This window comes from Nocardia goodfellowii (assembly GCF_017875645.1).
In the GTDB taxonomy this organism is placed as follows: domain Bacteria; phylum Actinomycetota; class Actinomycetes; order Mycobacteriales; family Mycobacteriaceae; genus Nocardia; species Nocardia goodfellowii.
Map to the genome: position 1 here is coordinate 2,600,472 of NZ_JAGGMR010000001.1, position 11,508 is coordinate 2,611,979.

Consider the following 11,508-nt stretch of genomic DNA (forward strand, 5'->3'; position numbering starts at 1 on the left):
CGTCTGTTGCCCGAATTCCTACCTGACGCCACCGACAAGTGACAGCGGCCCGCGCCAACCGTATTGCGCTCCTGCCGGATTCGGCCGGAACGACACCCTTGCGCGGAATGTCCGGTATCTGGCATCCTGTTCTGTTCGGCTCCGTCCGAGCCACCCAATCCGGGTGCCACACTTCGAGCTGCCCGCGTGGGTTGGCGAGGGGTGGACATCGAGTGTGGGGGGCTCATTCGATGGCCATACCATCCCCCGCGGGCAGATTCGGACCTCTCGCACAGTCCCGCCGCCGGTGGGCGAAAATCCCGCTGTCGGGTAGCGTTTCGCTCGAATTTGCCGATCGGGGTGGAGGGTTTGTCGTATGGCCGATGCGGCCACCGAGGCGGTACCGCGCCTGACCGAGGTGGTGGCTCGCCGCCTTGCCGATGATCCCGCCGTCACCCCGGATGTCGCGCAGGCTGTGCTGCGCGCCCTGGGCGGTGCCGAGTCCGCGGACCGGACAACCGGTTTCGACGATACGGGGATTTTCCTCAAGGCGATCCGGGTGCGTGGGTTCCGCGGTATCGGCCAGGAGACGACGCTGGAGCTGCCACCGGGCCCCGGCCTGACGCTGGTGGTGGGTCGCAACGGCAGCGGCAAATCGAGTTTCGCCGAAGCCGCCGAACTGGCCCTGACCGGCGGTAATCGCCGCTGGGACGGGCGATCCGCCGCCTGGCGGGAAGGCTGGCGCAATCTGCATACCGGCGGTTCGACCCGGATCGAGCTGGAAATGCTCAGCGCCGGAACCGATCCCGAGATCACCATCGTCAAGGAGTGGGCGCCGGACGCGCAGCTCGCCGAGGCGCACTGGACCGAAGACCGCCGGGCACTGGGGAATTCGCGGTTCGATCCCACGCGCTGGGCTCCGGTCCTCGAGCTCTACCGTCCGTTCCTGTCCTACAGCGAGCTCGGCGCGCTGGTCGACGGCAAACCGAGCGACCTGTTCGACGCGCTGCATCAGCTGTTGGGCCTGGACGAATTGACGGTCGCGCAGGAGCGAATACGGTCCCGCCGCCTGTCCCTGGAGCGCGCGGCGCGGGATTCCCGGGTGGAACGGGTCGCCCTGGTCGACGCCCTGGACGCGCTCGCCGACGACCGCGCGACCCGGATGGCCAAACTGCTGCGTCCGGCCCAGCCCGACTTGACCGCGGTGAGCCGCCACATGTCCGGCCGCGCCGACGACACCGGCCCGGACGGGTTGCGCGCCATCGTCCGCCTCGCCCTGCCCACCAGTGAACAGGTGGACGAGATCGCCGACCGGCTCGCCTCCTGCGGCGCGGCCCTCGCGCGCGACACCACCGCCGACGCCGAGGCGGACCTGCGGGTCCTGGAGTTGTTGCGGCGCGCCCGCAGCCATGCCGACGCCAGTGGTGACTGCCCGTGTCCGGTGTGCGGTCGCGGCACCCTCGATCAGGACTGGGCCCGCGCCGCCGACGCCGAGATCGCCCAGTTGGCCGCGCGAGTGGACGCGCTCACCACCGCCCAGACCCGCCTGCGGGAAGCCACCCGGGCCGCCCGCGCGCTGCCGGACCAGGTGCCGCCGGAACTGGATTTCGACCCGCGCAATCCGCCGACCATCGACACCGCCGCGGTCCATCGCGCCTGGTCGGATTGGGCCGCGCTGGCCTCCGCCGAATACACCCCCGATCTGCCGGAGCGGTTGCGCAGCGCGCATTCTCGGCTCGTCGACGAACTCACGCTGCTGCAGCAGGGCACCCGCAAAGAACTCGATCGCCTCGACGAGGTGTGGGCGCCGCTGGTCCCGCGCATCGCGAGCTGGTTGGACAACGCCCGCCAAGTCGCCTTGCGCACAGGCGAATTGCGTACCGTCAAACGCGCCGAGGACTGGCTCAAGTCCGCTACCACGGGTTTGCGGGATGAGCGCATGTCTCCGCTGGAGACCACGGCCCGCTGGGTCTGGCGCACCCTGCGCCAGCAGAGCAACGTCGAGCTCGGCGGAATCAAGTTGCAGGGCAATGCCGGAACGGCCCGCCGGGTACTGCTCGACGTCACCGTCGACGAGGTGGAGAGCGCCGCGCTGGGCGTGATGAGCCAGGGCGAACTGCACGCGCTGGGCCTGTCGCTGTTCCTGCCGCGGGCCACGGTGGAGCACAGCCCGTTCCGCTTCGTCATGATCGACGACCCGGTCCAGGCCATGGATCCGGCCAAGGTGGACGGTCTGGCCCGGGTGCTGGCCGCGGTCGCCGCGACCCGGCAGGTCATCGTGTTCACCCATGACGAACGGCTGGCCGAGGCGGTGCGCCGGATGCAGCTGGCGGCCCGGGTGCTGGAAGTGCAGCGGCGCGAGCGTTCGGTGGTGGAGGTGCGGGTCTCCAGCGACCCGGTCCGCCGCTACCTGGACGACGCGCGTTCCCTGGTCCGCACCCCGCAACTTCCGGCGGCGATCGCCGACGAACTCGTCGCCACCTGCTGCCGGTCCGCCGTGGAGGCGGCCAGCCAGGCCCGGATCCGGCGCGACTTGCTCGCCGGGGGCATGCATCACCGTGAGGTGGAGCGGCATCTGGAATCGGCGCACACCACCCGGGCCATGGTGGCGCTGGCGGTGATGGGCGTGACCTACAACGTCGACGATCTGAACCAGCATCTCGCCGCGGAAGCGAAATGGCTGGTCCCCGCGCTGCGAGATGTCACAGCCGCCGCGCATGTGCCGATCGACCGCACCATGCGCGAATTGATCAGCAGCACCGAGCGGCTTATTTCGTGGCTGAGCAGGTGAACGGCCCGCGCGGCAACGGTACGCCGAATGCGCGGCGGCGACCGGCCAAGCCGCGCCGTCCGCGGCGGCGTCCACCCCGGCCGACGGTGGCCGACCGTTTCGACGCCGTGGACCGACTATTGGACGGCGATGTGACCGACGCGGGCGGGGTGTGGTCGCGTGCGACCGCGTGGATTCTGCGTCTGGCGTTGGAACAGGCGGTGGACCAGCTGTGGCTGCGCACCACACCGGAACTGGCGCGCTGCCCGATGCGCGCACAACTGCTGGCCCTGCGCGTCTACGCGGGACCGGAGACCGCCGCGCAGGTCGCGACGGTGTGGGCGGCGCTGTCTCGCGCCGCCCACCACCACGATTACGAACTCGCGCCCAGCGTCACCGAACTGCGCCGCTGGCGCGAGCAGACCGCCGCCGTGGCCGCGGTGCTGGCCCGGGTGGAGTAGTCAGAACACCCAAGGTCCCCCGATCAGCGTGTCGATCCACCGCTGCAGACCCGAACCGAGCCCGGACAGCGTGCTCAACGGCCCGAATGGTCCCATCATCAGCTCCCTTGTTGGTCGCGGAAAAGATGTCGGACAGGGATTCGGCGCGCTCGGGCTCGCGGACCGGTTTACCGGAGTGGGCCGGGCCCGCTGATGACGTGATCGATCATCCCGTAGTCCTTGGCCTGCGCCGCCGTGAACCACCGGTCCCGATCCCAGTCGATCAGGATCTGCTCATAGCTCTGCCCGGTGTGCTGGGCGATCAGTTCGCCCAGCTGCTTCTTGAGCAGCGCTTGCTGCTCGGCCATGATCATGATGTCCGCCGCGGAGCCGCCGATGCCCGCCGACGGCTGATGCATGATGATCCGAGTGTGCGCCAGCGCGTGCCGCTTGCCCTTCGCTCCGCTGGTCAGCAGGAACTGGCCCATCGAGCCGGCCAGGCCGAGCGCGTAGGTGGCCACGTCGCAGCCGATGTAATGCATGGTGTCGTAGATGGCCATGCCGGCGTCGACGGAGCCGCCGGGGGAGTTGATGTAGAGGCTGATGTCCTGTCCGGGATCTTCGGCGGCGAGCAGAAGCAGTTGTGCGCAAATGCGATTGGCGATGGTGTCGTCGACCTGGGCACCGAGGAAGACCACGCGTTCACGCAGGAGCCGATCTTGTACGGAATCGTCGAGGGTTGGTCCGGGGGTAGCCATCGCCCGAGCGTAGATTTCGCGCCGGAACGGGACCATGCTTCGCTGCTGGCAGCGGATTTCGCTGTAGACGAACCGCTTTCGTGTTCGTGCGCCCCGGTGGCCGGTTATCCTGCCGCCCGCTGGGACAATCACCGCCATGGCTGAGTCGCAGATGTGCCCGTGCCGGCGCGGAGAACCATTCGGCGAATGCTGCGGTCCGCTGCTCGCCGGCGAGCGCCCCGCCCCCACCGCCGAGGCGTTGATGCGCTCGCGCTACACCGCTTTCGCGGTCGGCGACACCGGCTATCTGAAGCGGTCCTGGCATTCCGGCAATCGACCGGAGGATCTCGACCTCGACCCCGGACAGCGCTGGTTGTTCTTGGAGATCGTGCGCACCGAACGCGGCGGGCCGTTCGACGACACCGGCCTCGTCGAGTTCATCGCCCACTACCGCGCCGACGGTGGGCGCGGCCAGTTGCACGAGGTCAGCCGATTCGTGCGGGAGGACGGCGCCTGGGTCTATCTCGATGGCGTGATCCAACCCTGACCGCCCGCTAGGGTGGCAGTGTCACCGCACGAGGGGGGTTGGAAATTGAATCCGCGGTATTGGTTTCGCTGGTTGACCATGCAGGGCATGCTGCGTTTCGCGGTGCGTAAGCACGCGCGCGCCGGTGACCCGTTCGCGCGATTGCTCGGGGGCGCCGGGCGTCCCGCCGACCCGTTCGGACTCATCGACGGGTTGCGAGCGCAGGGCCGGGTGGTGCACACGCCGCTGGCGAAGGTCACCGTCGATCACGAATTGGCCCGGATCGTGGTGCGCGACAACCGCTTCGGCAAGGTGCCCGCGGGCAGCGTCGACAGCAAGGCGGCGGCGCTGATGGCACTGCTGGCCGATCGCCTGCCGCTGCCGGCGAACCCGGTCGAACCTCCGTCCATGCTGGTGATCGACCCGCCCGAGCACGCCAGGATGCGCCGTCCGGTCACCTCCGCGTTCACTCCGCGCGCCACCGCCCGGCTACGCGAGCGCGTGGAGTCGGTCACTACAGAATTGCTCGACGCGTTCCCCGCCGAGGGTTCGGCCGACCTGATCGAAGCGTTCGCCGCGCAGGTACCGAGCGCGATCATCACCGACATCCTCGGCTTTCCGCAGCAGGACCGCGCGATGTTCCTGGAGTGGGGCGGTCACATCGCGCCGCTGTTCGACATCGGCCTGGACTGGCCGCGTTTCCGCCGCGCCTTCGCCTCCCAGGACCGGATGGACACCTACCTCGACGCGCATCTGGCACGGTTGCGCCGCGAACCGGGCGAAGACATCCTGTCCAGTCTCGTCACCTCGGGTGAACTCGACGACCGCGAACTCAAAGCCACCGCCGGATTGCTCATGGCGGCCGGTTTCGAGACGACGGTGAACCTGATCGGCAATTGTGTAGTGCGTCTGCTGGAGAACCCCGGCCAGCTGGCGCGCCTGCGCGCCGAGCCCGGCCTGTGGCCCAACGCGATCGAGGAATCCCTGCGGCTGGACGCACCGGTCCAGAACACCGCCCGCCTCGCTCTGGTACCGCTCGAACTCGGCGGTGTCGCATTGCGCGAAAACACCCTCGTCGTGGTGTCGCTGGCCGGCGCCAACCGTGATCCCGCCGTCTTCGAGGATCCGCACCGCTTCGACGTTGCGCGCGAAAATGCCAGGGAACACCTGTCTTTCAGCAGCGGTGTGCACGTCTGCCTCGGGGCCAGCCTGGCCCGCATGGAAGCCACCCATGCCGTCCGCGCGTTGTTCGACCGCTTCCCCGACCTGCGACTCGATGGCGAACCGCGGCACCGTGACACGCTCACACTGCACGGTTACGAACGCCTCCCGGTCCAGCTCGGCCGGGCAGCCGAAACCGCGGTCAGCTGAAGCCGACGGCCTGATCGCCCCAGGCCGCGTGCAGGTCCCCGTCCGGATTGTCCACCACGCGATCGATGGCGTCGATGAGCAGCGTGGCGCGGTTGGCCGGCCGGTAGGGCGGCCAATGCTTGGACCCGTCCAGCGCCGCGGGCACGCCGTGCGCGGCGAAGGCCAGCCAGCGCCGCATCATTCGCCCGGAAACCTCGCTCGCCACTTTGCGCCCGCCGAGCCAGAACGTCGGGTCATGGTTCAGCGTGCCGAAATTGCCGAAGACATAGGGCAATTCGGTGGCGTGCCCGGCGCCGACGCGGGCCGCGCGCAGCATCGGGGTGGCATGGTCGAAACGGTAGGTCCAGGTCGGCGAGTGCTGGGCGTGCGCTTCGGCTACCCAGTGCGCGGGCATGCGGAACGCCGCGTCGGTCGACATGGCCAGGGCGCCGCGGGTTTTCGTGAGATCCGGATAAGCGGAGGTGATCTCGGCGATGCGCTCGGCCGACATGCCCGGGTGGCCCGCGGCGACATCGTTCAGCATGAGGTTCACCGCGTCCGGCGTGACCGGCATGATCGGTGAGCGGAACAGGCGGAACAGTGAGGCCTCGTCTTTGTTGGTGCCGATGATCAGCGGCATCCGGTGCGAGCGGCCGAGCTGGAAGCGCCGGATCGGTAACTCGGGCAACAGATCACCGTCCACCACCGGGGCTGCCGCCAACCGGCCGGGCTCCTTCAGCGGCACCTCGTCCAGCAGCACACCGGCCGCCTGCACCAGCCGGGCGACGGGCAGATCGATCAGGTCTGTCGCCTGGGCCGGCGAAAGTTCCAGAAGTTCCAGGAACCGCCGGGCATTGACCTCGGCTCTTTCTCTGCTGAGCACCGTGGTGGCGGGCGGACTCTGCGCGATCGCCTTGTGGAACAGCCCGCTGGTCCGCGGCGCGGTCATCAGCGCGGTGACACAGCCCGCACCGGAGGATTCACCGAACAGCGTCACATTGCCGGGATCCCCGCCGAAGCCGGCGATATTGTCGCGGACCCACTCCAGGGCGGCGATCTGATCGTGCAAGCCCAGATTCGGGGTGAAGCCGTCGGACAGCGAGGACAGGTCGAGGAAGCCGAGCGCGCCAATCCGGTAGTTGACCCCGACCACCACCACGTCACCGGTTTCGGCCAGTTTGCGACCGTCGTAGATGGCCTGCGCGGCGGTACCGAGGCAGTAGGCGCCGCCGTGCACCCACACCATGACCGGGCGCGGATCACCGGATGCCTTGTCGCCCACACTGTTCGGCGGCGACCAGACATTCAGCCACAGACAGTCCTCGCCCATGGTCAGCACCGAATCGACCGGCACCATAGTGCCCATGGTCTGTGGGGCGATGTCGCCGAACAGCGCGCAATCGCGGATACCGTCCCAGCGCTCGGGCGGCGCCGGCGGGCGGAAGCGGTTCGCGCCGGTGACCGGGGCCGCGTAGGGGATCGAACGCCAGACCGCGACCGGGCCGTCCCAGTGGCCGCGGACCCGGCCCGAGGTGGTCGGTACGACGGGGCCGGCCGCACCTAGTTCGGCGTCGGGTTCGGTTTCGAACTGCGTCGTCATGGTCCGCACCTCCTGCTCGCGACCCCGCGAACGCGCTGAAAGTTTGCGGCCACCGGGGTCTGCACCCTCTGATCCCTCTTTCGAGAGTACTTCGCGGGGGTGAGAGCGGCCGGAAACCGCACGGAACCTCGGTCAGGCGATACGCTGGCGCGATGCCGAGCTACAACTTCCGGTGCCGGACCTGTGGGGACACCTTCGAGGTGTCCCGGCCCATGGCGGAATCCGCCGACCCCGCGAACTGCCCGAGCGGCCACGACGACACCGTCAAGCTGCTGACCACCTTCGCCACCGTGCAACGCGGCGGCGGGATGCCGGCCCCCGTTCCCGCGGCGCGCCCCGCCGCCGGCGGTTGCTGTGGCGGCGGTTGCTGTAGCTAGCGGGGCTTGGCGAATTCCTCGATCAGCACGGGATACTGCTCCCCGCCATGGCCGGCGGCGACCGAGCGGTCGGCCATCGCCTTGAACAATCTCGGCAGTTCGGCGTTGACGCCGAGCGCCTCGGCCTCCTCGATCAGGTGGCCCATTGCCCGCACATCGGTCGACAGGGCCGACACCTCGGCCGGATAGGCGCCGCGGTCGACCTGCTCGGCGTATCCGGGTAGCCAGTCCGCCACCCCGGCAGCGATCTGGCGCGCGAACGGGGCGAAGGTCGCGGCATCCACGCCCGCCGTCCGGAGCATCGCGGTGCCTTGCAACCAGGCGTTGAGCACACTCCACATCATGGCCAGGCCCGCGACGTCGTACAGGGACGCCAGCCCGTGATCAGACCCGAGATAGGCGACGGTGCCCAGTGCCGTGAGCGCCGGTTCGTGCGCCTGGAAATCCGACTCCGGGCCGCTGTGCAGAATCACCGCCTCCGCGGTCCCGATAGCCGGTGGAACCGCCATGACGGCGCCGTCCAGGTAGCGCGCGCCGCGTTGCTCGGCCCAGCGCGCGGCTTCCCGCGCCTGACCGGCGGAACCGGAGGTCAGATTCAGCAGCGTCGTGCCGTCCAGCTCTGCGTCGGCGAGCAGCTCGTATACGGCCGGGTAGTCGGTCAGGCAGACGATCGTCAGCGAGCTGGCCCGCAGCGCGTCGGATACCGTCGGCGCGAGCAGCGCACCCGCGTCGATCAGCTGGTCGGCTTTGGCGGCGGTCCGATTCCACACTGTGGTGGTGTGACCGGCGGTCAGGAACGCTCCGGCGAGTGCCCGGCCCATCAAGCCGAGTCCGAGGACGGTCACCGAGGCAGTGGTTTCGTTGGTCATGGGACCATCGTCAACGTTGATACCGGTGTGAAGGTCAAGTGAGGTTTTCGATGCGTATCGGGGAACTGGGTCGCCGGACGGGCGTCAACGCACATCAATTGCGCTATTACGAATCCCAGGGCCTGCTGGCGGCGCAGCGCTCGGGTAACGGTTATCGCGAATACGACGAGGAGGCCGTGCTGCGGGTGCGGCAGATCCGGCATCTGCTCGCGGCCGGGCTGTCCTCCGAGGACATCGCCTACCTGCTGCCCTGCGCGGTCGGCGAAGCCCCGGAGTTGCTGGGGTGCCCGGAATTGCTGGCCGCCATGCGATCCCGGCTGCTGCGGCTGGAGGAGCAGATGGACCGGCTCGCTCGATCCCGCGCCGCGCTCACCGATTACATCGCGGCGGCCGAGCGTACCGGCAGCGAGAACTATCCGCCCTTCGACGAACTGGAGCGCCTGCCGGCCTAGCCGGTGCGGTCGGCGTGGCCGAGGTCGCGTTCCGGCGCGACCCGGTCCCGCACCCGCTGCTTGAGCACCGCGATCTCCGGGAAACCGCCGTCGGCCTTGCGTTCCCATACTTGTTCGCCGTCGACGGTGATCCGGAAAACCCCGCCTTCGCCCGGAATCAGCGCGACCTCGCCGAGTTCGGTGCCGAAGGTACTCAGCAGCTCCTGTGCCATCCAGCTTGCCCGGAGCAGCCAGCGGCATTGGGTGCAGTACTCGATCGCGACGCGTGCCATGGCGTCAACGCTAGTTCAGACCGCCGTGGTCACCGGGGTCTGGGCGCTGCGGCCGAGCCGGACCGGCAGTCGTTCGTAGCCGTGCAGCGTGAACAGTTCGCGGCGCTGCGGCGGGCCCGCCAATCGCAGGTCGGGGAAGCGGTCGAACAGGGCGCGCAGCGCGTAGGTGGCTTCCATGCGGGCCAGGCTCGCGCCGAGACAGACATGCACGCCGCTGCTGAAAGTCAGGTGATCCTTGGCATTCGCGCGGCCGACATCGAAGCGGGTCGGGTCGGCGAACACCTCCGGATCCCGATTGGCGCCGGCCAGCGACACGACCACGGTATTGCCTTTGCGCAGCTGGATGCCCGCCAGCTCGATGTCCTCGAGCGCGGTGCGGGCGGTGGTCTGCACGGGGGCGTCGATGCGCAGTACCTCTTCGACCGCGTTCGGCCACAACTCCGGCTCGGCACGCAGCCGATCCAGTTGGTCGGGATGCGAAAGCAGCTGGACGACACCGTTTCCGATGAGATTGACGGTGGTCTCGAAGCCCGCGCCCATGAGCAGGCTGGCGGTGGCCTTCAACCCGTAGGTATCGAGCTCGCCCGCGGTGACCAGGCTGGACAGAATGTCCTCGCCCGGTTCGCGGCGCAGCCGTTCGATGTGTCCGTCGAGGTAGTGGTTCATCACCTCCATGGCGTCGAGCGCGGTGCGGTGCGCCCGGCGGGAGATGCCGACGTCGAGCAGCGGTGTCGCGGCATCGCCCCAGGCCAGGAACATCTCCTTGTCCTCGCGCGGAAAGCCGAGCATCTCGGAGATGATCGCGATCGGCACCTGCGCGGCGTAGGAGGCGATGAGGTCGGCCGAACCGCCCGACGGCAACTCCGCCAGCAATTCCTCGGTGACCGTCTCCACCCGGTCGCGCAACCGCTGGATGGCACGCGGAGTGAACGCCGACGCGACCGGCCGGCGCATCTTGGTGTGCTCGGGCGGATCGATCACCAGCATCGACGGCGGCTCGACCGGACTGGGCGGCAGCGGGAATCGGTCGGCGAGCTTCTGCAAGGGCTTCGGAATATTGAAGCTCTCCTTGGTGCGGACCCCGAACCGGTTGTCTCGCAAAATCGTCCGGATCAGCTCGTAGTCGGCGGTGGCCCACGCGATCGGCGTGCGCACCAAGCGGCCCTGGCCGCGGAGCTGTTCGATCAACGGGTAGGGATCGGTGAAACCCTCCGGGCCGCCCATCAATTGGGCGAAGGGCTGCCCGCGCCGGGCTTGCGTGCGCAAGACCAAGCGGGGCAGACCCTGTACCGAGAACCACCGGAACCAATACTGGGGCTTCATCTCTCACCAACCTCGTCGTCGCGGATAGTTACACCGTACGGATCGCTGACGACGCTGAGAACGTTCTCCGGTCGGAAGACTGCCTATACCTGGGTAGGAGCCTCAACGCTGGGCGGTAACCCGCTCGGTGGCGATGCGCCGATCCTGGGCCGCCGGATCCGGATTCACCACCTGCACCAGCGACGCGCCCGCCGCCAGCACCGCGACGAACCCGTCGATCACCTCCGCCTCGGTCTCCCACGGCGTGCTGGACAGCACTCGGTCGCCCTCGCCGAAATCCTGGCGCATGGCGGACAGCTTCGCCGCGGCCAGCACCTCGGCGACCGGCAAGCCCTCCAGCGCGACACCCGCGCCGCGCGGCAGGAACTGGTCACCGTGCACCCGCACGTGCGTCGCGAAATCGGTGACGCCCAGGGGCAGATCGCGGACCGGCGCGCCGAGCGGATCCAGGGACAGCGCCGCGACTTCGGCGATGTCGTCGGCGTCGTCGAGGCGCGCGGCCGTCACCAGCGCCAGCTCGGCATCCGGATCCGGCCGCAGCACGACTTCCGCGCCGGCCCACCAGCAGCCCAGCAGCACCGCCGCGGTCTGCCAATGCGCGGGCAACAGCACCGCCACCCGCGCGCCCGGCGTGAGGCCGAATTCGTCGCGAATGAGATTGGCGGTTTTGGCCGCCCAATTCGCCAGCGTCAGCCCGGACAGTTCGATCCGGGCGCCGGTGGCGTCGTCGTAGTAGGTGACCCGGGGGGCGGCGGGTTCGCGGGCCAGGATCGGCTCCAGTACCAACTCGGTCAGTGTCGTGTGCTCACGCAT

The 11,508-nt window shown here is 69.0% G+C and carries 12 protein-coding genes; 6 read left to right on the top strand and 6 right to left on the bottom strand.

Annotated features, from left to right (window positions below; all coding sequences use genetic code 11):
- The first annotated feature begins 355 nt into the window (after positions 1-355).
- Positions 356-2,770: an AAA family ATPase gene (locus tag BJ987_RS11505; RefSeq protein WP_209887999.1), complete on the top strand. Its 2,415-nt coding sequence runs from the start codon at positions 356-358 to the stop codon at positions 2,768-2,770.
- Positions 2,755-3,210, top strand: coding sequence for a hypothetical protein (locus BJ987_RS11510; RefSeq protein ID WP_307869573.1), 456 nt, complete (start codon positions 2,755-2,757; stop codon positions 3,208-3,210). The genes BJ987_RS11505 and BJ987_RS11510 overlap by 16 nt, the downstream gene beginning before the upstream one ends.
- 167 nt (positions 3,211-3,377) lie before the next feature.
- Here BJ987_RS11510 and BJ987_RS11515 read toward each other — a convergent pair whose 3' ends face one another.
- A complete protein-coding gene (locus tag BJ987_RS11515) occupies positions 3,378-3,947 on the bottom strand; it encodes an ATP-dependent Clp protease proteolytic subunit (RefSeq protein ID WP_209888003.1) in 570 nt (189 codons plus the stop codon).
- Between the two features lie 136 nt (positions 3,948-4,083).
- Between BJ987_RS11515 and BJ987_RS11520 the strand changes: the two genes are divergently transcribed.
- Positions 4,084-4,473 carry a YchJ family protein gene (locus BJ987_RS11520; protein WP_245365907.1) on the top strand — a complete coding sequence of 130 codons (390 nt, stop codon included), beginning with the start codon at positions 4,084-4,086 and terminating at the stop codon, positions 4,471-4,473.
- An 87-nt stretch (positions 4,474-4,560) separates the two neighbouring features.
- The gene (locus tag BJ987_RS11525; RefSeq protein WP_245365908.1) at positions 4,561-5,823 is read left to right on the top strand and encodes a cytochrome P450; all 1,263 of its coding nucleotides are present in this window, start codon (positions 4,561-4,563) and stop codon (positions 5,821-5,823) included.
- Here the strand turns inward: BJ987_RS11525 and BJ987_RS11530 are convergent.
- Positions 5,816-7,402, bottom strand: a complete 1,587-nt coding sequence (locus tag BJ987_RS11530; RefSeq protein WP_209888009.1) for a carboxylesterase/lipase family protein — start codon at positions 7,400-7,402, stop codon at positions 5,816-5,818. The two genes, BJ987_RS11525 and BJ987_RS11530, sit on opposite strands and share 8 nt — an antisense overlap.
- 152 nt (positions 7,403-7,554) lie before the next feature.
- Between BJ987_RS11530 and BJ987_RS11535 the strand changes: the two genes are divergently transcribed.
- Entirely contained in the window at positions 7,555-7,779 is a 225-nt protein-coding gene (locus BJ987_RS11535; RefSeq protein WP_209888012.1) for an FmdB family zinc ribbon protein, read from the top strand.
- On the opposite strand, the gene BJ987_RS11540 is transcribed toward BJ987_RS11535, so the two are convergent.
- Positions 7,776-8,648 carry an NAD(P)-dependent oxidoreductase gene (locus BJ987_RS11540; RefSeq protein WP_209888015.1) on the bottom strand — a complete coding sequence of 291 codons (873 nt, stop codon included), beginning with the start codon at positions 8,646-8,648 and terminating at the stop codon, positions 7,776-7,778. The genes BJ987_RS11535 and BJ987_RS11540 overlap by 4 nt on opposite strands.
- Positions 8,649-8,698: 50 nt before the next feature.
- Between BJ987_RS11540 and BJ987_RS11545 the strand changes: the two genes are divergently transcribed.
- Positions 8,699-9,100 (top strand): MerR family transcriptional regulator, encoded by a 402-nt coding sequence (locus BJ987_RS11545; RefSeq protein WP_209888018.1) that lies wholly within the window; start codon positions 8,699-8,701, stop codon positions 9,098-9,100.
- On the opposite strand, the gene BJ987_RS11550 is transcribed toward BJ987_RS11545, so the two are convergent.
- From BJ987_RS11550 to BJ987_RS11560, 3 genes are all read right to left on the bottom strand, one after another.
- Entirely contained in the window at positions 9,097-9,372 is a 276-nt protein-coding gene (locus BJ987_RS11550; RefSeq protein ID WP_209888021.1) for an Rdx family protein, read from the bottom strand. The genes BJ987_RS11545 and BJ987_RS11550 overlap by 4 nt on opposite strands.
- A gap of 15 nt (positions 9,373-9,387) precedes the next feature.
- Positions 9,388-10,695, bottom strand: coding sequence for a cytochrome P450 (locus BJ987_RS11555; RefSeq protein WP_209888024.1), 1,308 nt, complete (start codon positions 10,693-10,695; stop codon positions 9,388-9,390).
- 102 nt (positions 10,696-10,797) lie between these two features.
- A complete protein-coding gene (locus BJ987_RS11560; RefSeq protein ID WP_209888027.1) occupies positions 10,798-11,508 on the bottom strand; it encodes a TIGR03089 family protein in 711 nt (236 codons plus the stop codon).

Excerpts from the sequence above, each read along its gene's own strand:
- BJ987_RS11535 (WP_209888012.1), top strand. The coding sequence starts at position 7,555 with ATGCCGAGCTACAACTTCCGGTGCCGGACCTGTGGGGACACCTTCGAG.
- BJ987_RS11550 (WP_209888021.1), bottom strand. The coding sequence starts at position 9,372 with ATGGCACGCGTCGCGATCGAGTACTGCACCCAATGCCGCTGGCTGCTC.
- BJ987_RS11530 (WP_209888009.1), bottom strand. The coding sequence starts at position 7,402 with ATGACGACGCAGTTCGAAACCGAACCCGACGCCGAACTAGGTGCGGCC.
- BJ987_RS11515 (WP_209888003.1), bottom strand. The coding sequence starts at position 3,947 with ATGGCTACCCCCGGACCAACCCTCGACGATTCCGTACAAGATCGGCTC.
- BJ987_RS11560 (WP_209888027.1), bottom strand. The coding sequence starts at position 11,508 with ATGCGTGAGCACACGACACTGACCGAGTTGGTACTGGAGCCGATCCTG.
- BJ987_RS11555 (WP_209888024.1), bottom strand. The coding sequence starts at position 10,695 with ATGAAGCCCCAGTATTGGTTCCGGTGGTTCTCGGTACAGGGTCTGCCC.
- BJ987_RS11505 (WP_209887999.1), top strand. The coding sequence starts at position 356 with ATGGCCGATGCGGCCACCGAGGCGGTACCGCGCCTGACCGAGGTGGTG.
- BJ987_RS11520 (WP_245365907.1), top strand. The coding sequence starts at position 4,084 with ATGGCTGAGTCGCAGATGTGCCCGTGCCGGCGCGGAGAACCATTCGGC.
- BJ987_RS11540 (WP_209888015.1), bottom strand. The coding sequence starts at position 8,648 with ATGACCAACGAAACCACTGCCTCGGTGACCGTCCTCGGACTCGGCTTG.
- BJ987_RS11525 (WP_245365908.1), top strand. The coding sequence starts at position 4,561 with ATGCTGCGTTTCGCGGTGCGTAAGCACGCGCGCGCCGGTGACCCGTTC.
- BJ987_RS11545 (WP_209888018.1), top strand. The coding sequence starts at position 8,699 with ATGCGTATCGGGGAACTGGGTCGCCGGACGGGCGTCAACGCACATCAA.